At 74.2% G+C, this 20841-nt stretch carries 20 protein-coding genes; 12 read left to right on the forward strand and 8 right to left on the reverse strand.

What is annotated here, in order from left to right; genetic code table 11:
* Nucleotides 1–322: 322 nt before the first annotated feature.
* Complete coding sequence (locus tag J2Z33_RS06445; protein ID WP_209839078.1) at nucleotides 323–1495, reverse strand: deoxyguanosinetriphosphate triphosphohydrolase; 1173 nt, start codon at nucleotides 1493–1495, stop codon at nucleotides 323–325.
* A 135-nt stretch (nucleotides 1496–1630) separates the two neighbouring features.
* Between J2Z33_RS06445 and J2Z33_RS06450 the strand changes: the two genes are divergently transcribed.
* From J2Z33_RS06450 to J2Z33_RS06465, 4 genes are all read left to right on the forward strand, one after another.
* Complete coding sequence (locus tag J2Z33_RS06450) at nucleotides 1631–3865, forward strand: transglycosylase domain-containing protein (protein ID WP_209839081.1); 2235 nt, start codon at nucleotides 1631–1633, stop codon at nucleotides 3863–3865.
* Nucleotides 3866–3935: 70 nt separating this feature from the next.
* Nucleotides 3936–4262 carry a HesB/IscA family protein gene (locus J2Z33_RS06455; protein ID WP_209839343.1) on the forward strand — a complete coding sequence of 109 codons (327 nt, stop codon included), beginning with the start codon at nucleotides 3936–3938 and terminating at the stop codon, nucleotides 4260–4262.
* Nucleotides 4263–4313: 51 nt separating this feature from the next.
* Nucleotides 4314–5096, forward strand: a complete 783-nt coding sequence (gene xth / locus J2Z33_RS06460; RefSeq protein WP_209839083.1) for an exodeoxyribonuclease III — start codon at nucleotides 4314–4316, stop codon at nucleotides 5094–5096.
* 90 nt (nucleotides 5097–5186) lie between these two features.
* Nucleotides 5187–5546, forward strand: a complete 360-nt coding sequence (locus J2Z33_RS06465; protein ID WP_209839085.1) for a hypothetical protein — start codon at nucleotides 5187–5189, stop codon at nucleotides 5544–5546.
* A gap of 10 nt (nucleotides 5547–5556) precedes the next feature.
* On the opposite strand, the gene J2Z33_RS06470 is transcribed toward J2Z33_RS06465, so the two are convergent.
* On the reverse strand, nucleotides 5557–6693 hold the full coding sequence (locus J2Z33_RS06470) for an FAD-dependent oxidoreductase (RefSeq protein WP_245218618.1): 1137 nt from the start codon (nucleotides 6691–6693) through the stop codon (nucleotides 5557–5559).
* Nucleotide 6694: 1 nt separating this feature from the next.
* Nucleotides 6695–7117, reverse strand: coding sequence for an RNA polymerase-binding protein DksA (gene dksA / locus J2Z33_RS06475; protein ID WP_209839087.1), 423 nt, complete (start codon nucleotides 7115–7117; stop codon nucleotides 6695–6697).
* Nucleotides 7118–7511: 394 nt separating this feature from the next.
* Between dksA and J2Z33_RS06480 the strand changes: the two genes are divergently transcribed.
* Both J2Z33_RS06480 and J2Z33_RS06485 read left to right on the forward strand, forming a co-directional pair.
* Nucleotides 7512–7685 carry a hypothetical protein gene (locus J2Z33_RS06480; RefSeq protein WP_209839089.1) on the forward strand — a complete coding sequence of 58 codons (174 nt, stop codon included), beginning with the start codon at nucleotides 7512–7514 and terminating at the stop codon, nucleotides 7683–7685.
* Between the two features lie 31 nt (nucleotides 7686–7716).
* Nucleotides 7717–8415, forward strand: coding sequence for a M48 family metallopeptidase (locus J2Z33_RS06485; RefSeq protein WP_209839091.1), 699 nt, complete (start codon nucleotides 7717–7719; stop codon nucleotides 8413–8415).
* On the opposite strand, the gene J2Z33_RS06490 is transcribed toward J2Z33_RS06485, so the two are convergent.
* A complete protein-coding gene (locus J2Z33_RS06490) occupies nucleotides 8390–8851 on the reverse strand; it encodes a DNA polymerase III subunit chi (protein ID WP_209839093.1) in 462 nt (153 codons plus the stop codon). The genes J2Z33_RS06485 and J2Z33_RS06490 overlap by 26 nt on opposite strands.
* Nucleotides 8852–8907: 56 nt before the next feature.
* Nucleotides 8908–10380, reverse strand: coding sequence for a leucyl aminopeptidase (locus J2Z33_RS06495; protein WP_209839095.1), 1473 nt, complete (start codon nucleotides 10378–10380; stop codon nucleotides 8908–8910).
* A 129-nt stretch (nucleotides 10381–10509) separates the two neighbouring features.
* On the opposite strand from J2Z33_RS06495, the gene lptF reads away from it, so the two are divergent.
* Genes lptF through rsmA form a run of 6 tightly spaced genes read left to right on the forward strand, consistent with a single transcriptional unit; the run spans nucleotide 10510 to nucleotide 17825 of the window.
* Complete coding sequence (gene lptF / locus J2Z33_RS06500) at nucleotides 10510–11628, forward strand: LPS export ABC transporter permease LptF (protein WP_342454141.1); 1119 nt, start codon at nucleotides 10510–10512, stop codon at nucleotides 11626–11628.
* Nucleotides 11625–12716, forward strand: a complete 1092-nt coding sequence (gene lptG / locus J2Z33_RS06505; RefSeq protein ID WP_209839098.1) for an LPS export ABC transporter permease LptG — start codon at nucleotides 11625–11627, stop codon at nucleotides 12714–12716. Before lptF ends, lptG begins: the two co-directional genes overlap by 4 nt.
* Nucleotides 12713–14794 (forward strand): LPS-assembly protein LptD, encoded by a 2082-nt coding sequence (locus J2Z33_RS06510; RefSeq protein ID WP_209839100.1) that lies wholly within the window; start codon nucleotides 12713–12715, stop codon nucleotides 14792–14794. Before lptG ends, J2Z33_RS06510 begins: the two co-directional genes overlap by 4 nt.
* Before the next feature lie 18 nt (nucleotides 14795–14812).
* Entirely contained in the window at nucleotides 14813–16024 is a 1212-nt protein-coding gene (locus tag J2Z33_RS06515) for a peptidylprolyl isomerase (protein ID WP_209839102.1), read from the forward strand.
* Nucleotides 16021–16992, forward strand: a complete 972-nt coding sequence (gene pdxA, locus J2Z33_RS06520) for a 4-hydroxythreonine-4-phosphate dehydrogenase PdxA (RefSeq protein WP_209839104.1) — start codon at nucleotides 16021–16023, stop codon at nucleotides 16990–16992. Before J2Z33_RS06515 ends, pdxA begins: the two co-directional genes overlap by 4 nt.
* Nucleotides 16980–17825 (forward strand): 16S rRNA (adenine(1518)-N(6)/adenine(1519)-N(6))-dimethyltransferase RsmA, encoded by an 846-nt coding sequence (gene rsmA, locus J2Z33_RS06525; protein WP_209839106.1) that lies wholly within the window; start codon nucleotides 16980–16982, stop codon nucleotides 17823–17825. The genes pdxA and rsmA overlap by 13 nt, the downstream gene beginning before the upstream one ends.
* 47 nt (nucleotides 17826–17872) lie before the next feature.
* Here the strand turns inward: rsmA and J2Z33_RS06530 are convergent, their stop codons facing one another.
* The 3 genes from J2Z33_RS06530 to prfA all read right to left on the reverse strand — a co-directional run bounded on the left by J2Z33_RS06530 (nucleotide 17873) and on the right by prfA (nucleotide 20835).
* Nucleotides 17873–18643, reverse strand: a complete 771-nt coding sequence (locus J2Z33_RS06530; protein ID WP_209839108.1) for a DUF4167 domain-containing protein — start codon at nucleotides 18641–18643, stop codon at nucleotides 17873–17875.
* Nucleotides 18644–18879: 236 nt separating this feature from the next.
* On the reverse strand, nucleotides 18880–19710 hold the full coding sequence (gene prmC / locus J2Z33_RS06535; RefSeq protein ID WP_209839110.1) for a peptide chain release factor N(5)-glutamine methyltransferase: 831 nt from the start codon (nucleotides 19708–19710) through the stop codon (nucleotides 18880–18882).
* A gap of 69 nt (nucleotides 19711–19779) precedes the next feature.
* The gene (prfA, locus tag J2Z33_RS06540; protein ID WP_209839112.1) at nucleotides 19780–20835 is read right to left on the reverse strand and encodes a peptide chain release factor 1; all 1056 of its coding nucleotides are present in this window, start codon (nucleotides 20833–20835) and stop codon (nucleotides 19780–19782) included.
* Nucleotides 20836–20841: the final 6 nt, after the last annotated feature.

A 20841-nucleotide genomic window follows, 5' to 3' on the forward strand; every position in this document is an offset into this window, starting at 1 on the left:
TCGGCGCGCGGTTCGGCGTCGGGCCCTATCATGACGGACAAGGGTTAAGGAAGGGCTGGGCCAACGAACGCTCGGGGGCCGATTCGCGCAACACCCCCCGGAGGGGATGGCACGGACGGGGCCGGCTGATTCGGGGGCTCCGTCGCGGAGGCCGGAATGGGCGTCGGGTCCTTTCCCGGCGTGAGCAGGGACTAAGGGAGACCGCATCAGGGAGGGCCTCGCCGGTTTCCGGGGTCGGAACGCGCAACGAATGTGAAGATGCCTCGGGGCACCAGCCCTGTGCCCTCGACCGTTCGAAGCTGCGCCGGAGCGCACCCTACGCCTATCCCCTCAAGGCCCGCGTCCGGTCCACCATGTCGCTGCCCAGCAGGCGGGCGTGGGTCTCGATGGCGAAGCGGTCGGTCATGCCGGCGATGTAGTCGGCGACGATCCTCGCCAGCGCCACCTCGTCCGCCGCCTCGGCCACGTCCTTGCGCCATTGCTTGGGGAGTTCGTCCGGGTGCGCCATGAAGAAGGGGAACAGGTCGCGGACCACGCCGGTCACGGCCTGGCGCATCTCGACCACCTTGGGGGCGCGATACATCCGGTGGAACAGGAAGGTGCGGATCACCTTGAGGTCGTCCCAGAGCGCGGGCGAGAAGCGGATCATCATGCGCCCCGCGTGGCGGATGTCGTCCACGCCGTGGGGGTCCGCCTCGGCGAGCGTCCGGCGGGACAGGGTGATGACGTCCTCGACCAGCACGCCGAAGAAGCGGCGCAGCGCCTCGTGGCGGCGGCGGTAGTAGTTGAGGCCGGGATATCTGCGGTCCACCTCGGCGAAGTTGTCGTGGAGGACGGGGAGCTCGGCCAGTTCGTCGGTGCTGAACAGTTCCGCCCGAAGGCCGTCGTGCAGGTCGTGGTGGGAATAGGCGATGTCGTCGGACAGGGCGGCGACCTGGGCCTCGGCGCTGGCATGGGTCGAGAGTTCGAGGTCCTGGACGGCGTTGTATTCCTCCAGGGCGTAGGGCGCGGGGCGCGGGACGGGGCCGTTGTGCTTGGCGATGCCCTCCAGCGTCTCCCAGGTGAGGTTCAGGCCGTCCCATTCGGCGTAGTGGCGTTCGAGCTTGGTCACGATGCGGATGGCTTGGGCGTTGTGGTCGAAGCCGCCGTAGGGGACCATCAGCTCGTTCAGCGCGTCCTCGCCGGTGTGGCCGAAGGGGGGGTGGCCGAGGTCGTGGGCCAGCGCCACGGCCTCGGTCAGCTCGGTATTCAGGCCGAGGGCGGCGGAGACGGTGCGGGCGACCTGCGCGACCTCGATGGAGTGGGTCAGGCGGGTGCGGAAGTAGTCGCCCTCGTGCTCGATGAAGACCTGGGTCTTGTGCTTGAGACGGCGGAAGGCGCTCGCGTGGATGATACGGTCGCGGTCGCGCTGGAACGGGGTGCGGAAATGGCTCTCCTCCTCGGGGTGGAGGCGGCCCCGGCTGTGGGCGGGCAGGCAGGCGTAGGGAGCGTGCATCGAGGGATTCCAAGGGGCTTCGCCTTCGATCCTAAAGCGAACGGCGCGGAATGACAGGGCTCCTCCGAAGGGGGTGGTTGACCGGGGCCGCCGGGCCGATACGGTTGCGCGGTTCCCTGTCCCCATCCCGGTCCCATGGCCCCCGACGATCCCCCGCCCGGCCCGCCCGACCTGTCGCGCCTCCAGGCGGCGCTGGCCCGCGCGGCGACGGGACGGCGCGAGGAGGCCGGGAGCCCCGTCGAGGGCGGGGGCGAGGCGGGGGCCCATTCGACGAGCGCGCTGATCCGGCGGCTCAGGGAGGACGAGGCGCGGCGGGCGGCCGAGCGGGCGGCGCGGGAGGTGGCGCGATCCGGCGCGGCGGAGACGGGCGACGGGCCGGCGCGGGAGGTGTCGGGCCGGGCGGAGGTCTCGCCGATGCGGCGGGCGCTGGAGGCGGCGGCGCGGCGGCCGGCCGAGGCGCCGCCCTTGGGGATCGGGCCAGCGGAGGCCGCGCCAGCGCCGGAGCCGGAGCCGCCGCCCGAGCCGCCCCCTGCCCCGCCCCCCGAGATCCCTGGCCCGGCTGCGGCCGAGGCGCCTGCCGCGCCGCCCGACTGGCCGGTCATCGAGGAGCCGGCGCGAGAAGGGCGGCCGCGCGCGGGGGCGCTGCGGCGGGCGGGGCGCTGGCTCGCCGGGGGGCTCCTGCTGATGGCGGCCGGGGCGGCGGGGATGCTGCTCCTGCTCGGGGCGTTGCTGGGCGACCTGCCCGTGGCGCCGATCGAGCCGGCGGGCGTGCCGCCGACCCTGGCCGTCCGCACCGCCGGGGGCCTGCCGGTGGTGGCGCAGGGGCCGCGCCGGGGGACCGCCGTGGCGCTGGCCGGGATGCCGCCCGTCCTGACCGAGGCGGTGCTGGCAGTGGAGGACCGGCGCTTCCGCGCGCATGGAGGGATCGACCCGCGCGCGATCCTCCGCGCCGCCTTGCGGAACCTCTGGGCCGGGGAGGTGGTGGAGGGTGGCAGCACGATCACCCAGCAGGTGGCGAAGACCCTGTATCTCGGGCCGGAGCGGACGCTGGCGCGCAAGCTGCAGGAGGCGGTGCTGGCGGTGCTGCTGGAGCGCCAGGTCGGCAAGGACCGGGTGCTGGAGCTCTATCTGAACTCGGTCTATCTGGGCGCGGGGGCCTGGGGGATGCCGGCGGCCGCGCAGACCTATTTCGGCAAGGACCTGGGGGCCCTGACGCTGCCCGAGGCGGCGTTGCTGGCGGCCTCGATCCGCGCGCCCTCGGCCGTGAACCCGCTGGCCGACCTTCCCGCCGCGCGGGAGCGGGCGGCGCTGGTGCTCCGGCTGATGGAGGAGCAGGGGCGCATCGACGGCGAGACCCGGGCGGTGGCCCTGGCGGCGCTGGAGGGGCTCGGGCCGGTGGCGCGGGTGGGGGGGCACTACGCCGACTGGCTGGCACGGGAGCTGCGGGGGCTGGCCGCGCCCGGGGGTTGGGCGGCGGTGGCGACCATCGACGCAGGGTTGCAGGCCGAGGCGGAGCGGGCGGTGCGCGAAGTGCTGGCGGCGGGCGGCGTGGCGGCGGGGGCGAGCGAGGCGGCGGTGGTGGCGATGACGCCGGACGGGCGGGTGCGGGCGATGGTCGGCGGGGTGGACCATCGTGCGAGCCAGTTCAACCGCGCCGCCGACGCGCGGCGCGCGCCCGGGCCGGCCTTCCTGCTGGTCCCCTACCTGGGCACCCTGGTCGAAGGGGCCGGGCCGGGCGACCCCGTGTCGGACGCGCCGATGGAGATCCCCGGCCTGCCGCCCGGGGCGGAGCTGGGCGCGGGCCATGGCGAAGCGACGCTGCGGGAAGCCTTCGCGGGCCGCTACGGCTACGCCGCCGCGCGGGTCGGGCAGCGGGTGGGTCTGGGGGAGGTGGTGGCGGTGGCGCGGCGGCTGGGGATCGGGGGCGACCTCCCGGACGTGCCGGCGCTGCCGCTGGGCATGGCGGGGGTCTCGCTCCTTGACCTGACCGAGGCCTATGCGGCGGTGGCGCTGGGGCGCGCCCCGGTGCGGGCGACGGGGATCGAGGCGCTGGCGGGCGGGGGCGGCGCGCTGGCGGTGTCGGGCGCGGAGGAGCGGGAGGCCACGACGCTCGCACGGACGCAGGCGCCGATGCTCGGGCTGCTGCGGGCGGCGGCGGCGGCGCGCGGGGCGGCGGTGCCGGGCCTGGAGGTCGCGGGCCAGGGGGGCCTCAGCCCGGAGGGGAGCGACGCTTGGTTCGTGGGGATCGCGGGGGAGATCGTGGTCGGCGTCTGGGTCGGCAACGATGACGACAGGGCGCTGGCGCGCGAGGCGGCGGAGCCCCTGCCCGTCGCGATCTTCGCCCGCGTGGCCGGGGCGGCGACCCGTTGAGACAGGCGGCGCGCGGTCCTATATCAGGGGTCCGAGACGCTGCCGGAGGCCCTGTCCCATGACGTTCCAGATGCCCGTGATCCCGCCCACCGTCACGCCGCGCGCCTTTGCCCGGCTGGCCGAGATCGGCGCGGCCGAGCAGGGCAAGGCGCTGCGGGTCGCGGTCTCGGGCGGCGGCTGCTCGGGGTTCCAGTACGAGATCGCGCTGGACGAACCGAAGGACGAGGATCTCCTCCTGACCGGCGAAGGGGAGACGGTGGTCGTGGACCCGGTGTCCCTGCCCTTCCTGGCGCAGGCCCGGATCGACTTCTCGGAGGAGCTGATCGGGGCGCGGTTCGTGATCGAGAACCCGAACGCCACGGCGTCGTGCGGCTGCGGGACGTCGTTCTCGATCTGAGGCGGCCGGCGCGGCTTCCGTCGGCGCGGCGCGACGGCTAGGGTCGCGGGCATGAGGATCGCGACCTACAACATCAACGGCATCCGGGCCCGGTTCGAGACCGTGACCGCGTGGCTCGGGGAGAAGGCGCCCGACGTGGCGCTGCTCCAGGAGATCAAGATCGTGGACGAGGCCTTCCCGCGCGAGGAGATCGAGCGGCTGGGCTACCGCGTGGAGACCCACGGGCAGAAGAGCTTCAACGGCGTGGCGATCCTGTCGCGGCTGCCCTTGGACGACGTGGTTCGCGGGTTGCCCGGCGACGAATCGGACGAGCAGGCGCGCTGGATCGAGGGCACGGTGATCGGCGAGAGGCGCGCGGTGCGGGTCTGCGGGCTGTATCTCCCGAACGGCAACCCGGCGCCGGGGCCGAAATACGACTACAAGCTGGGCTGGATGGCTCGGATGCGGGCGCGGGCCGAGGCGCTGGTCGCGTCGGAGGAGCCGGTCGTGCTGGCGGGGGACTACAATGTGATCCCCGAGGCGCGCGACGTGCGAAACCCCGACAACTGGCGCGAGGACGCGCTGTTCCTGCCCGCGACCCGGGCGGCGTTCCGGGGGCTGGAGAACCTCGGCCTCTACGACGCGATCCGGCTGCGGACGCAGGCGGCGGGCGTGTATTCCTTCTGGGACTTCCAGCGCGGGGCCTGGGGGCGGGACAACGGCATCCGCATCGACCACCACCTGCTGAGCCCGCAGGCGGCGGACCTCCTGCGTGACGCCTGGATCGAGAAGGAGGCGCGCGGCGGGGCCAAGCCCTCGGACCATGTGCCGGTCTGGATCGACCTCGACGCCTGAGTCGGCCTGTCAAGCGGAACGGGCGGGAGCTCGGAACCTCTGGCGGATCGTCGCCGTTGGGAGTTCACGATCCCGTCAGGAGTCCGGTCCATGGCCTCTCGCCCCCTCGCCGCGGCGTTCGCGCTCGCGGCGGTCTTCCTTGCCTTGCCCGATCCCGCCCGGGCCGCCTGCCGCACCGAGGGCACCGGCGCGCGCTGCATCCGGGTATTGGACGCACCCGCCGGGACGGGCGCGAGGAGCGGAAGTTCGGCCCCCTCGCCGCTCGTGCAGGTGGGCGAGCTGGTGCCGCGCGGGCGCTACTCGATCATCCTGAACGCCGACTATTACGGGCTGCCGCCGGTGTCGGACGGCTGGGTCTACATGCGGATCGGGGCGGACGCCTTTCGGGTGGACTGGCGGACGCATCAGGTGCTGGAACGGGTGACCGATCGGGCGGGGGCGAACTTCTAGCCCCCTTTCCTCATCCGACAGCCGTCACGTCGTGGCCGTAGAGCCAGCCCAGGCGGTCGAGGAAGGCGTTGGGCGCAAGCGCGCCGACAAGACCCAGCGCCGCATGGGCGACCCGGCGGGCCGGGCCGGCGAGGTGGTAGTTGCGGGCGTTGGCGTTGGCCGCCGCGAGGGCGCGGACCACGCGGGGGCGGCGCTGCGCCTGGTAGGCGTCGAGGTCGCCCCGCATCGCCTCGCGCGAGAGCACCCAGGCATCCTCCAGGGCGAGGTTCGCGCCTTGTGCGAGGAAGGGGAGCGTCGGGTGGGCGGCGTCGCCCAGGATGACGTGGCGGTTGTCGTGCCAATGGTCGGGCACCGGGTGGCGGAAGAGTCCCCAGCGCCGGACCTCCTCCACGCGCGCCAGGATGCGGGCCAGCTCGGGCGCGGCGTCGGGAAACAGGCGGCGCAGCGCATCGGGGGAGTCGGCGTGATGCCAGCCTTCCTCGGTCCAGGCGGACTCGGCGCGCACGGCCACGAGGTTCAGGCGGCCGTCGCGGAGCGGATAGGTGACGACGTGGCGGCCGGGGGCCATCCAGATGCGGGCGACGGACTCCTGTGGGGCATCGACCAGCGCGCGCCACGCGACCTGCCCGGTGAAGAAAGGCCGGTCGCCGCCGGCGAGGTGGCGGCGGATCACGGAATGGAGCCCGTCCGCGCCCACGATTAGGTCGGCCGAGAGGGTCGCCCCGTCGAGGCGCAGGCCGTCGGGCCTGACGGCCTCGACCCGCGCGCCAATGCGGATCTCCACCCCGGCGGCGCGGGCGGCGTCGTGGAGGAGGCCGATCAGCGCGGCGCGGTGCAGGAACCAGTAATCGCCCCCCGTCCGCGTGAGGTCGAAGCGGGCGACGCGGCGGCCCGAGAGCGCGTCGAAGGGCTCCACCGCCAAGGCCCTCAGGCCGGCCTGTTCGAGCGCGGGGCCGAGACCCAACGCCCGCAGCACCGCCGCGCCGTTGGGGGTGACCTGAAGGCCCGCGCCGACCTCGCCGATCTCGGGGGCCTGCTCCAGCACCGTCACAGGAACGCCCCGCCGACGGAAGGCCAGCGCGCAGGCCAGCCCGGCGATCCCTCCCCCGGCGACGAGCACGTCGCGCGGGGCCTGCCCTCCGGCCAAGTCAGTCGTCCCGGTGGACCTTCTCGCGCCGCTCGTGCCGCTCCTGCGCCTCGAGGGTCATCGTGGCGATGGGACGGGCGTCGAGCCGCTTGAGCGAGATGGGCTCGCCGGTGATCTCGCAGTAGCCGTATTCGCCCTCCTCGATGCGGCGGAGCGCGGCGTCGATCTTGGCGACCAGCTTGCGCTGGCGGTCGCGGGTCCGAAGCTCCAGCGCGCGGTCGGTCTCCTCGGAGGCGCGGTCGGCGATGTCAGGGATGTTGCGGGTCTGATCCTTCATCCCCTCGATGGTGTCGAGGGACTCACGGAGGATCTCGGCCTTCCAGGCGTGGAGCTTGCGGCGGAAGTATTCGAGCTGCCGATCGTTCATGAACGGCTCGTCCTCGGCGGGACGGTAGTCCTCCGGCAGGAATACTTCGGCTTTCATGGCGGTTCCCCTGTCCGGCCGGAGCCTGGCACGTGAAGGGCACCAGTCATCCGGCTTACCTTGCTGTCCTGAGGGGGCTCCTACACGTCCGGCCCGATGCTGTCACCACCCGATTTCGGCTGATGGCGCGAACACTTGGTGAGCGTTCCGGAGGCGACTTCGACCGTTCGGGCAAGAGCGAGGCGGGACCGGGACTTGGGCCGGGGCGGCGGCGCGCCGTTGTGGCCGCGGCGTCACGGCACCGAGGACGATCGTGCCCGGCCACGGGTCCGCCGGCATCCTGTCGCATCCTTGGCCATGGGCCGGCCGGCTCTGGACGGGCGGGCCCGCGCGGGATAGCCACGGCGAGCCGGATGATCGGGGTCCGGCGCGGCACCCGGTTGGGGAGGGGCGCATGATCTATCCCTTGGCTGGCCTGGTCCTGGGCGCCCTCCTGGGGGCGATGGGCGCGCGGCGGCGCGGCGGGACGCGGCTCGACGTGCTGCAATGGGCAAGCGTGGGCCTGATCCTGGGGGGCCTGCTGGGGGTCTTCGTCCTCGTGATCGTCTCGCGCAGCCTCGCGGCTTGAGCGGGGCCGGCGCGCTCCCCATATCGGGGGCGTGGTCCAGTTCCTTCCCCTCCTCCTCATGGTCCTGGCCGCCGTCGCCTACGCGCGGGCCATGGCCTGGCGCACCGCGCGCGCGCTCGACCAGCGGTCGGCGGAGCTGACGGATCCCGTGCTTGTCGCGGCGTTCCAGCGGCTGGCCGAGGCGCTGGACCTGCCCCGCATCCGGGTGCGCCTCTACGACGTGCCGATGGTGAACGGGCTCGCGTCGGCGGACGGGCGGGTGTTCCTGACGCGCGGCTTCCACGACCGCTTCCGCGCGGGCCAGGTGACGGCCGAGGAGCTGGCGAGCGTGGTCGCCCACGAGCTGGGCCACGTGGCGCTGGGCCACGCCCGGCGGAGGATGATCGACTTCACCGGGCAGAACGCCGTGCGGATGGGGCTGATGATGGTGCTGGGCCGGCTCCTGCCCGGGATCGGCCCCTGGGCGGCGCAGATGCTGATGAGCCTTGTGGCCGCGCGGCTGTCGCGGCGGGACGAATACGAGGCCGACGCCTATGCCACGGCCCTGCTCATCAAGGCCGGGATCGGCACGGGGCCGCAGAAGTCGCTGTTCCGCAAGCTGGGCCGCATGGCCGGGCGTGGGGCGAACGCGCCCGCCTGGCTCCTGACCCATCCCCGCACCGAGGAGCGCATCGCGGCCATCGAGGCCAACGAGCGGCGCTGGCTCAGCGCGCCGGACGCTCCTGCCTGAGGCTCCAGGCCCCGTCCTCGCGCACGTAGAAGCGGGCGGGGAGCCCCGCGCCGGTCAGCGCCTTCCACTGGGCGCGGGCGGTGGCAAGCGCCTCCGGGTCGGCGCCGTCGAAGACAACGCAGACCCGCGCGGCGGCCTGCGCCTCGGCCTCCGACACCGGCGCGCCGTCGAGCGCCATCAGGCAGTCGCGCCCGCCGACCCCCTCGCCGGCCGTGAGCAGGATCGGCTGGAGATCGTCATGCGGGCCGTGCGCGAGGCCATGGGGCCGGAACTCGCCGCCCGGCCCCCAGAGCAGGAGGTCGAGCCGCTCCATTCGCGCGCGGTCGGGGCCGCGCAGCTCGATGCGCCAGCCTTTCTGGAGCGCCATGTCGAGCATCCGGGGCAGCACCGCCTCGGGCGGGTCGCCGCCCAGCTGATAGAAAAAGGCCTCGGCCATTCTTCTGACCCTAAATATCCAGGGGGGAGCGCCGCAGGCGCGGGGGGCAGAGCCCCCTACCCCCTCGCCTCGTACCGATCGGCCACCAGCCGGTCGAGCGTCCGCACCCCCCAGCCCGTCGCCCCCTTGGGCGCCAGCGTGGTGTCCGCCTTTGCGAGCGTCACCCCGGCGATGTCGAGGTGGCACCAGGGCGTGCCGTCGGGGACGAAGCGCCGCAGGAACTGCGCCGCGATGACCGCCCCGCCGTCGCGCCCGCCGACGTTCATCAGGTCGGCGACCCGGCTCCTCAGCTTGCGGTCGTAGCCCTCGCCCATCGGCATCCGCCAGACCCCCTCGCCTTCGGACCGCGCCGCCGCCAGCAGGGCCTCGGCCAGCGCGTCGTCGTTCGAGAAGAGGCCCGCGTTCTCGTGGCCGAGCGCCACGATGATCGCGCCCGTCAGCGTGGCGAGGTCGATGATGGCGGCAGGCTCGAACCGCTCCCGGGCGTGCCAGAGCAGGTCGGCCAGCACGAGCCGCCCCTCGGCGTCGGTGTTGACGATCTCCACGGTGTCGCCCTTCATCGACCTCACGACGTCGCCGGGACGGGTGGCGGTGCCCGAGGGCATGTTCTCCACGAGGCCCACCAGGCCCACGACGTTGGCCCGCGCCTTCCGCAGGGCCAGCGTCCGCAGGACTCCCGCCACCACCGCCGCGCCGCCCATGTCCATGGTCATCTCCTCCATGCCCCCTGCGGGCTTGATGGAGATGCCGCCGGTATCGAAGACCACGCCCTTGCCGACGAGCGCCAGGGGCGGCGCCTCGCCGCCGCCGCGCCAACGCAGGACGACGACCTTGGACGGGCTGGCCGAGCCCTGCCCCACCGCCAGGATCAGCCGCATCCCCAGCCGTTCGAGGTCGGCCTCCTCCAGCACCTCGACCTCCAGGCCATCGTCGCGGAGCGCCTCCAGCCGGCGCGCGAACTCGGTCGTGGTGAGGACGTTCGCGGGCTCGTTCACGAGGTCGCGGGCGAGGAGGACGCCAGAGGCCCGGGCCCGGGCGGGGCCGAGCCGGGCGGCGACGGCTCCGGGATCGTCCACCATCAGCGTCGCCGGCTGGGCAGGGTCGGGAGGTGCGGACTTGTGGGCGTCGAAGGCGTAGGCGCGCAGGGTCAGGCCCAGGACCAGATCCTCGGGTCTGGCAAAGCCTGCCGCCACGACGGTGAGGGCCCCCGCCCCCCGCGCCTTGGCGATGGCGGCGCCGATGGCCCGCGCCTCGCCGGCGTCGGGCTTGCGGGGCGCCTTGACGACGAGGAGCGCCTCGCAGGCCAGGCCCGCCGGATGGGCGAGGAGCGTCGCCTCGCCCGGCTTGGCCTTGGCCCAGGCCTCGGAGGCCAGGAGCCGCGAGAGCGCCCGTCGCGCGAGCCGGTCCACCTGCCGCGCGGCGGCGTTGGGCCGGCCCTCGGCCTCGACCAGCACCGCGATGCGGCCCGGCGCCCGCGCGAGCGCCGGGGCATCGAAGGGAGCGAGGTCGATGGCGACGGGCTCGGTCATGGCGGCTCCGGGGGCTGGGGGATGGAACAGGGCGTTGGTAGCCCGGCCCCCGGGGAAGGGCCAGAAGAGTGTTCAACCCGCCCGAGATCCGGGCTAATCCTGCGGGACGGGCAGGGAGGGACCGGACGGGTGGGCCGCATCGACAGATACCTGCTGTCGCAGTTCCTGGCGGTCTTCGGGCTGGCCTCGCTGGTGCTCGTGCTCGTCTACTGGATCAACCGGGCGGTGCTTCTCTTCGACCAGCTCATCGCGGACGGCCAGTCGGCCTGGGTGTTCCTGGAACTGACGGCGCTGGCGCTGCCCTCCATCGTGCGGCTCGTGCTGCCGCTCGCGGCCTTCGCGGCCACGCTCTACGCGCTGGCGCGGCTGTCGGGCGACTCGGAGCTGACGGTGGTGCAGGCGACCGGGGCCTCGCCCTGGCGGCTGGCGCGGCCCGTCGCCGCGTTCGGGCTGGTCGTCCTGCTCCTGATGTCGGCGCTGTCGCACGTTCTGGCGCCGGCGGCCATCGGCCGGCTCAACGACCGGCAGGCCGAGATCGCCGAGACCGCCACCGCGCGCCTCCTGCGCGAAGGGGAGTTCATCTCTCCCAACGCCGGGCTGACGCTCTTCATCCGCGAGATCGCGCCCGAGGGCGAACTGCGCGGCCTCCTGCTGTCGGACACCCGCGACGCGGGCGTGGGCGTGACCTACACCGCCACGCGGGCCTACCTCGTGCAGGGCGAGACGGGGCCGCAGCTCGTCATGGTGGACGGCATGGTCCAGCGGCTCTTCGCGGAAGGCCAGCGGCTGGTCGCCACCTCCTTCTCGGACCTGGCCTACGACCTGGGGCCGCTGATGCCCGAGGCCTCGGACGGGAACCGCAGCTCGCGCGAGAGCTCCACCTGGGCGCTGCTGCGCGCCACGCCCGAGGCGGCGGCGGCCATGGGCCGGACGCGCGCGCAGCTTTGGTCCGAGGTGCAGGACCGCGTGGCCGAGGCGCTGCTCGCGCCGGTGGCGGCGCTGCTCGCGCTGGGCTGCCTGCTCCAGGGGGAGTTCAGCCGCTTCGGCGTCTGGCGGCAGGTGCTAGGGGCGATCCTGCTGGTGATCGGCGTCAAGGGCGTGGAGGCGGCGGTGGTGCCGTTGGTGCGCGAGGATCCGGCCCGCTGGCCGCTGACCTATCTTCCGGCCCTGGCGGGGCTCCTGGCGGCGGCGGCGCTCCTGTGGTGGGCGGCGCGGCCGCGCCGCGTCCCGGCGGAGGCCGCCGCGTGACCCTCGACCGCTATCTCGCGCGGCGCTTCCTGCGGAGCTGGATCGGCACGCTGGCCCTGTTCTTCGGACTCCTGGCGCTGATCGACCTCGTGGATCAGGCGCGGCGGCATTCGGACGACGCGGGGGGCCTGGGCGGCGTGCTGGCCCTGGTGCTCCTCAACGTGCCGTCGGGACTCTACGAGATCCTGCCGCTGGTGACGATCGTCGCGGCCATCGTGCTGTTCCTCGGCCTCGCGCGGTCGTCCGAGCTGGTGGTCACGCGCGGGGCGGGCCGGTCGGCGCTGCGGGCCCTCCTGGGGCCATCGGTGGTGGCGCTGGTCCTGGGGGCGGTGGCGGTCGCGGCCTTCAACCCCATCGTCGCCGCCACCTCGCGCGAATACGAATCGCGCCTCGACCGCCTGGATGGCGAGGAGGCGGCGCTGGCCCTGTCCGATGACGGGCTCTGGCTCCGGCAGGGCGGCGCGAACGGTCCCACGGTGATCCGGGCCGAGCGGTCGAACCTCGACGGCACCGCGCTCTCGGGAGTGACTTTCCTGGCCTATGGCGAGGACGGGCGGCCGCGCCAGCGGATCGAGGCGCGCGCGGCCCGGCTCTCGGGCGGGGAATGGGTGCTGGAGGAGGCCAAGGTCTGGCCGCTCGACGCCGCCAACCCGGAGGCGGAAGCGCGGTTGCATCCGAGCTGGACCCTTCCCTCGCCGCTGACGGCGAACCAGATCCGCGACAGCTTCGGCGAGCCCTCCTCCATCCCGATCTGGGAGCTGCCGCGCTTCATCGAGCGGCTGGAGGAGGCGGGCTTCGCGGCGCAGCGGCACAGGGTCTTCCTCCAGATCGAGCTGGCGCAGCCGGTCGTTCTGCTGGCGATGGTGCTGGTGGCGGCGGGCTTCACCATGCACCATCAGCGCGGGCGGCGGACGGGGGTGATGGTGCTGGGCGCGGTGCTGACGGGCTTCGGCGTCTACTTCCTGCGCAGCCTGTCGCAGATCCTGGGCGAGGCCGGGCAGATCCCGCCGGCGCTTGCCGCCTGGACGCCGCCTCTCGCCGCCATCGGGCTCGCGCTCGGGCTCCTGCTGCACCTGGAGGAAGGATGAGGCGGCTCCTCCTCGCGCTCCTCCTGCTCCTCGCCCTGCCCGTCCGCGCGCAGGAAGCGGCGGTGCTGGTGGCCGACAGCCTCGTGGTCACCGAAGGCGGGCGGCTGGTGGCGAGCGGCAATGTCCAGGCCTACCACGAGGGGATCGTCCTTTCGGCGGCCGAGGTCGCCTACGACCCCGCCACGGAGCGGCTCCTCATCGCCGGGCCCATCCTGATCCGCGACCCGCAAGGCACGGTCGTCACGGCCGAGCGGGCGGAGCTGGACCCCCGGCTCGAGGACGGGCTCCTGCGCGGGGCGCGGCTGGTGCTCGACCGGCAACTCCAGCTTGCGGCGAACCGGCTGGACCGCGTGGGCGGGCTCACGGCGCTGACCGGGACGGCGGTGACCTCGTGCCGGGTCTGCGCGGGCCGCGCGCCGCTCTGGGAGATCCGGGCCGAGCAGGTGATCCACGACGAGGCGGCGGAGCAGCTTTATTTCGAGAACGCCCGGGTCCTGGTCCGGGGGGTCCCGATCCTCTGGGTGCCCCGGATGCGCCTGCCCGATCCGGGGAACGCGCGGGCGACGGGCCTCCTCATCCCGCGCATCCGCACCACGGACCGGCTGGGCTTCGGGGTGAAGCTCCCCGTCTTCGTGGAGCTGGGGCCGAGCCGGGACGTGACGCTGACGCCCTATGTCTCCAGCCGGACGATGACGCTGGAGACGCGCTACCGGCAGGCCTTCCTGTCGGGCGAGCTGGAGATGGACGGCGCGGCGAGCCGGGACGACCTCGAGGACGAGGCGCGCGGCTACCTCGCCGCCGAGGGGCGGTTCCGGCTGACCGACCGGGTGGACCTGACCTTCGAGGGGACGGCGGTCAGCGACGAGGCCTATCTGCTCGACTACGGCCAGTCCGACGCGGACCGGCTCGAATCGAGCCTGCGGCTAAGCCGGGTCACGGCCGGTTCGCTGCTGGAGGCCGAGGTCACGCACATCCGGTCGCTGCGCGACGAGGAGGACGAGGAGTCGCTGCCGCCGGTGCTGGGGCGCCTGTCCTGGGAACGGCGGCGGGACGCAGGCGGCGGGACGCTGACCTGGGGCGCGGCGGCCGACGGCTTCCTGCGGACGGGGGACGGGTCGGGGGACGCGGCGCGCGACGTGACGCGGGCCGGGGCCATGGCCGAGTGGCGGGGCGACCGGGTGCTGGGTCCGGGGCTGCTGCTGGAGGGCGAGGTCCGGGGCGCGCTGGACGCCTGGCGCGTGACGGACGACGACTCCTATCCCGACCCCCTGTTCCGCGCCGCGCCCGGGGCGGCGGCGACGCTGCGCTGGCCGCTGGTCCGGCGCTCGGGGACGGCGGCGGATCTCCTGGAGCCCGTGGCCTCCCTGGGTTGGCAGGCCGCCTGGGGCGACGAGCCGCCGGACGAGGACTCGCGCCTGCCCGAGCTCGACGAGGCCAACCTCTTCGCGCTCTCCCGCCTGCCCGGCGAGGACGAGGTGGAGGCCGGCGGGCGGCTGTCGCTCGGCCTCGCCTGGACGCGGACGGGCCAGGGCTATGCCTCGACGCTCGCCTTGGGGCGGGTGCTGCGGACGGAACCGCTCGACGCCTCCGGGGCCTCGGGCCTGGGCGGCACCGCCTCGGACTGGCTCCTGAGCGGTCAGCTCGACCTCGCGGGGGGCTTCGCTCTCGACGCGCGGACGCTGCTGGAGGCGGGAGAGATCGGCAAGTCCGAGGCGCGGGTCGGCTGGGCCAACCGCGCGGTTTCCCTCTCGGCCGCCTACCTGTTCCTGCCCGCCGACGCGGCCGAGGACCGCGCGGACCTTGCCGCCGAATGGACGGTGGACGCGGAATGGCGGCCCTCGGCGCGGTGGACCCTCGGCATCGGCACCCGATACGACGTGGCCAGCGGCACCCCGGCACGGGCCGGCCTGGACCTCGGCTGGCGGAGCGAATGCGTGGAGGTGGACGTCTCCGTCTCGCGCCGCTACACCTCCTCCGACGACACGGAGCCCTCGACCGACTTCGGGCTTTCGGTCAATCTCAACGGCTTCTCGGCCGGCCGGCAGGCGCGGGTGACCCCCGGCCGGTGCCGGGGCTGAGAGAGGAGCGACGGCGACATGACGACCCAAACCTTCCTGCGGGCGCTTTGCGTCGCCTTGGCCCTGTCCGGCCCCCTGGTGGCGCAGGAGGGGCTGTTCTCCGCCGTGATCGTGGTCAACGACGGGGCCGTGACCGGCTGGGAGATCGACCAGCGCATCCGGCTCCTCCAGGCGTTCAACACGCCGGGAGACCTGCCCGAGGAGGCGCGGACCCAGCTCGTCGAGGACCGGCTCAAGCAGCAGGAGCTGGAGCGGCGGGGCGTCGTGCTGGACGAGCCGACGCTGGCCCGGGCCATCGACGACTTCGCCGCCCGCGCCGGCGTGTCCGGCGAGGAGTTCACGGCCCAGCTCGGCGCCGAGGGGATCGCGCCCGAGACGCTGCGCGACTACGTGGCGACCAACGTCGCGTGGCGCGACTACGTCCGCGCCCGCTTCGGCGACGACGTGGAGGTGACCGAGCCCGAGGTGGATCAGGCGCTCGCCCAGCGAACCACGCAGTCGCAGGGCATCGAGGTGCTGCTGTCCGAGATCATCATCCCCGCCCCGCCCGGCCAGGAGGCCCAGGCGCTGGCTCTGGCCCGCCGCATCGCCCAGGTCGGCACCACCGCCGAGTTCGAGGCGGCGGCGCGAGAGGTCTCGGCCGTGGCCTCGGCCGAGAACGGCGGGCGGCTCGACTGGTCGCCGCTCTCCAACTACCCCGAGGCGCTGGGCGAGGTCCTGCTGGCGCTTCGGCCCGGCGAGGTGACGGCCCCCCTGACGCTCCAGGGGGCGGTGGCGCTCCTCCAGCTCCGCGACCTGCGGCAGGGCGCGGCGCCGACGGCGCAGCCCGAGTCGGTCGATTACGCCATGGTCCGCATCCCCGGCGGCCGCTCTCCCGAGGCGCTGGCGCTGGCGGCGCGGATCGACGCCGCGACCGACACCTGCACCGACCTCTTCGGCCTGGGCCTGCCCCCGGCCAGCATCGCGCGACAGTCGGTCGCTCCCGCCGCCCTCCCGGCCGAGGTGGCGCTCGACCTCGCCACGCTCGACCCCGGCGAGGCCACCTGGGGCCGCACCGACACGGACGGCGCGCTGCTCCTCACCGTGCTCTGCGGCCGCACCTATCCGCTGCCCGAGGGCGCGAGCGACCGCGCGGGGGTGACCACCGCGCTCCAGGGGACCCGGCTTCAGGCCTATGCCGACGCGCTGCTCGCCGACCTGCGCGCCTCGGCCACCATCGTGGGCGAATGACCACCGTCATCTCCTGCGGCGAGCCCGCCGGGATCGGGCCCGAGGTCGCCGCCAAGGCCTGGAACGCCCTGCGCCGCCCCGTGCTCTGGATCGGCGACCCGCGTCACCTGCCCCCCGGCACCCCGGTCGCCCTGGTCGAGGGGCCGGAGGAGGCGCGGGAGGCATCAGTCACCGCCCTGCCCGTGCTGGCGCGCGACTTCGGCCCGCCCGCCGTGCCGGGCCAGCCGAACCCCGCCCATGCCCAAGGCGTGATCGACGCCATCGCCTGCGCGGTGGACCTGATCCGCGCCGGCCGCGCCTCGGCGCTCTGCACCGCGCCGATCTCCAAGGCGGCGCTGGTGGCGGGCGCGGGCTTCTCCCATCCCGGCCACACGGAATATCTGGCCCATCTGGCCGACGATGCCGACGTGGTGATGATGCTGGCCTGCGAGGGGCTGCGCGTCGTCCCCGCCACCATCCACGTCGCGCTGGCCGAGGTGCCGCGCCGCCTGACCGCCGGCCTGCTGGAACGGGTGCTGCGCGTGACCCACGCCGCGCTCCGCGACGACTGGGGCCTGCCCGCGCCGCGCATCGCCGTGGCTGGGCTCAACCCCCACGCGGGCGAGGATGGGCTGATGGGCGGAGAGGAGATCGCGATGATCCGTCCGCTGCTGGCCCGCCTGCGCGCCGAGGGGATGGACCTTCGCGGCCCCTTCCCCGCCGACACGATGTTCCACGCCGAGGCGCGGGCGGGCTACGACGCCGCCGTCTGCATGTATCACGACCAGGCGCTGATCCCGATCAAGACCATCGACTTCGCGCGCGGGGTGAACGTGACGGCGGGCCTGCCCTTCGTACGGACCTCGCCCGACCATGGCACCGCCTTCGGCATCGCCGGGCAAGGCGCGGCCGACCCCCGGTCGATGATCGCGGCGCTGGATCTGGCCGGGCGGCTGGTGGCGAATCGGGGCACCCCATGGCGGCGCTAGACGGGTTGCCGCCGCTGCGCGACGTGATCGCGACGCACGGGCTTTCGGCCAAGAAGGCGCTGGGGCAGAACTTCATCCTCGACCTCAACATCACCGCGCGGATCGCGCGGGCGGCGGGCGACCTGACCGCCTGCGACGTGCTGGAGGTCGGCCCCGGCCCCGGCGGCCTGACGCGCGGCCTCCTGGCCGAGGGCGCGCGCAAGGTGGTCGCGGTCGAGAAGGACGCGCGCTGCCTCCCCGCCCTGGCCGAGGTCGCCGCGCACTACCCCGGCCGCCTGGAGGTGATCGAGGGCGACGCCCTGGCGGTGGACCTGTCGGGCCGACTGACGGCCCCGGTCCGGGTCGTGGCGAACCTGCCCTACAACGTCGGCACCGAGCTTCTGGTCCGCTGGCTCACCCCGCCCGAATGGCCGCCATTCTGGATCTCTCTCACGCTGATGTTCCAGCGCGAGGTGGCGCAGCGCATCACCGCCCAGGCCGGGGACGACGCCTATGGGCGCCTCGCGATCCTGGCGCAGTGGCGCGCGACGCCTCGCATCGTGCTCGACCTGCCCCCGCAGGCCTTCGTCCCCCCGCCCAAGGTCTCCTCGGCGGTGGTGCATCTCGATGCCCTGCCTGCCCCGCGGTTCCCGGCGAGGGCCCGGACTCTGGCCTTGGTGACGGCGGCGGCCTTCGGCCAGCGGCGCAAGATGCTGCGATCGTCGCTGAAGTCGCTCAGCCCCGACATCGAGGCGCATCTGGTGGCGGTCGGCATCCCCCCCACCGAACGGGCCGAGCAGGTGCCCTTGGAGGGCTTCTGCGCCCTGGCCCGCAGCCTCGACGGAAACGACTAAGGGCGGGGAAACCCCCGCCCAGTCCCACACAACGATCAGCCGTCAGTTCATTCCGCCGCGTCGGAGGTCGCGGACGCCTCGGCGCGGGGGGCGCGCGGCTTGCGCGGGCGGCGCGGGCGCGGGGCCGCCGCCTCGGCCTCGGCGGGGGTCGCCGCTGCCTCGGTCACGGGCTCGGCCGCCACCGGGGCGGGCGCAGGCTCCTCGGCGCGGGAGGGACGGCGACGCTCGCCGTCGCGGCGCGGACGATCCCGCCGGGGCGCGCGCTCCTCGGGGGTGTCCACGAGGCCCACGACCTGCGCGACGTCATCCTCGGGCTGGGCCACCAGCATGGGAAACAGCGGCTGGCTGAGGAACGACGGCTCCGTGTCCAGCGGCGGCGGAGCGGCGGGTGCCTCCTCGGCCGGCCGGAAGCGGAGGGCGCGCTCGCGCTCCCTCTCGCGCTGCTGGTCGCGCTCGCGCTGCTGATCCCGCTGCTGCTGCTGCTCGCGGCTCTGCTCCATCTGCCGCTCGCGCTCCTGCTGGCGGTCGCGGTGGAACTGCTCCTGCTCCTCGCGGGCGCGCTCCACGTCGCGCATCGCCTCGGCGAGCATCCGCGTGTAGTGCTCGGCGTGCTGGGCGAAGTTCTCCGCGTTCACGCGGTCCCCCGCGAGTTGGGCGTCGCGGTGGAGCTGCGTGTATTTCTCGATGATCTGCTGGGGGGTGCCGCGCACCTTGCCCTCGGGCCCCGAGCTATCGAACACGCGGTTGATGATGTTGCCGCCCGTGGGGCGGTTGTTGCGGTTCTGCTTGTTGCGTTGCCGCTGCTTGGAGGATCTCATGGGGCCTGTCTGTTCCAGGTATTGTGCTTGACGCTCCGGGCCCGGTCCACGCCAAAGGCGCCCACGAGGGAAGGACCGGCCAAGGGATGTGAAGGCGACGCTCCGCACGGGGGAAGAAGGCGACGCCCTATCGCCCGCTGTCCGCAGCCCGTCCGCTGCGCGCCACTAAGCACGCGGCGGACGCGGGGGCAAGGGTGAATCCGTTCACGGACATATGGGGCGCAGCAAAGGGACAATCAAGGCACGCGGAAAAGACACACACGGTCGCGCCCGTCGAGGTCGCGCCGCATCTCGGGCGCGGCGAAGCCATGCGCCGCGCCGAGGGCGGCGATGGCCCCCGCCTGAGTCGGGCCGTGCTCGACGATCAGCCGCCCGCCGGGCGCGAGATGCGCGCCCGCGCCCGCCAGGATGGCGCGGTAGGCGCCCAGCCCGTCCCCCTCGTCGGTCAGCGCGAGGCGCGGCTCCCAGTCACGGACCTCGGGCTCCAGGCCCGGCATCTCGTCGCGGGCGATGTAGGGCGGGTTCGAGACGACGAGGTCGAACCGCCCCCCGGCCGCCGCGAACCAGTCCGACTCCCGCAGCTCGGCGCGATCGCGCAGGCCCAGCGCATCGGCGTTGCGCGCCGCCACGGCCAGCGCGGCGGGGGACAGGTCCAGGCCCAGCCCCGTCGCCTCGGGCCGCTCGGCCAGCAGGGTCAGCAGGATGCAGCCCGTCCCGGTCCCGAGGTCGAGCACGCGGGCGTAAGGCTCCTCCAGCGCGGCGGCGACCAGGACCTCGGTCTCGGGCCGGGGATCGAGCACGTCGCCGGTCACGAGGAAGCCACGCCCCCAGAAGGCCCGCGTCCCCAGGAGCTGCGACACCGGCCGCCGCTTCGCGCGCTCCAGGAGGAGCGCGTCGTAAGCCTCTGATCGGCTGGTCAGGATAGGTTCCGATAGAACCAAGGTCAGCCGCCCCGGCGCTATCCCCAGCGCCCGCGCGAGGAGCCGCCGCGCGTCCCCCGCCGGCTCCGGCACCCCGGCCTCGCGCAGCCGGCGGATGCCCCGCGCCAGCGCCTCGGCCCCGGTCATCGGGCCTGTCCCATCAACTTGGCCCAAATACGCATTCCGCACTCGGCCCCCGGCGCGCGGGTGTGGCGGTCACGACCCCATCCCCGCGAGCGCCTCGGCCTGCGCGTGGGCGGTCAGCGCGTCGATCACCTCGTCCATGTCGCCGGCGAGGATCTGGTCCAGCCGGTAGAGCGTAAGGCCGATGCGATGGTCGGTCAGCCGTCCCTGCGGCACGTTGTAGGTGCGGATTCGCTCGCTCCGGTCGCCCGAGCCGATCTGCGACTTGCGATCGGCCGAGCGTGCGCCCTGCACCCGCTCGCGCTCCATCTCGAAGAGCCGCGCGCGGAGCACCTGCATCGCGAGGTCTCGGTTGCGGTGCTGCGACTTCTGCGAGGAGGTGACGACGATCCCGCTGGGGATGTGGGTGATCCGCACCGCCGAATCGGTGGTGTTGACGTGCTGCCCGCCCGCGCCCGACGACCGCATCGTGTCGATCCGCAGGTCGGCGGGGTCGATCCGCACGTCCACCTCCTCGGCCTCGGGCAGCACGGCCACCGTCGCGGCCGAGGTGTGGATGCGCCCGGAGGCCTCGGTCGCGGGCACGCGCTGGACCCGGTGGACGCCGCTCTCGTATTTCAGCCGGGCGAAGACGCCCTCGCCCTCGATCCGCGCCACCAGCTCCCGCAACCCGCCAAGGTCGGTCGCCTGCTCCTCCACCACCTCGAAGCGCCAGCCCTGCGATTCAACGTAACGCTGGTACATCCGCGCGAGGTCGGCGGCGAAGAGCGCCGCCTCCTCGCCCCCCGTCCCGGGCCGGATCTCCAGCATGGCGGGCCGGGCGTCGGCGGCGTCGCGGGGCAGGAGCGCGACCTGGAGCGCCCGCTCCCGCTCGGCCAGCCGGCCGCGCAGGGCGGGCAGCTCTTCCTCGGCCAGCGCGCGGAGGTCGGGGTCGGCCAACATCGCCTCCGTTTCCGCCATCTCGCGGGCCAGCGCGCGCCAGGCCTCGGCGGCCTCGACCACCGGCTTCAGCTCGGACCACTCGCGCGAGACGGCGGCGATCTCGGCGGGCGGCAGGCCCGCCTGCATCCGCGCCTCCAGGAAGGCGTGGCGGCGGGCGATGTCGTGGAGGCGGTCCTCGGGGATCATGGCGAC

It is taken from the genome of Rubellimicrobium aerolatum, assembly GCF_017872975.1.
In the GTDB taxonomy this organism is placed as follows: domain Bacteria; phylum Pseudomonadota; class Alphaproteobacteria; order Rhodobacterales; family Rhodobacteraceae; genus Rubellimicrobium; species Rubellimicrobium aerolatum.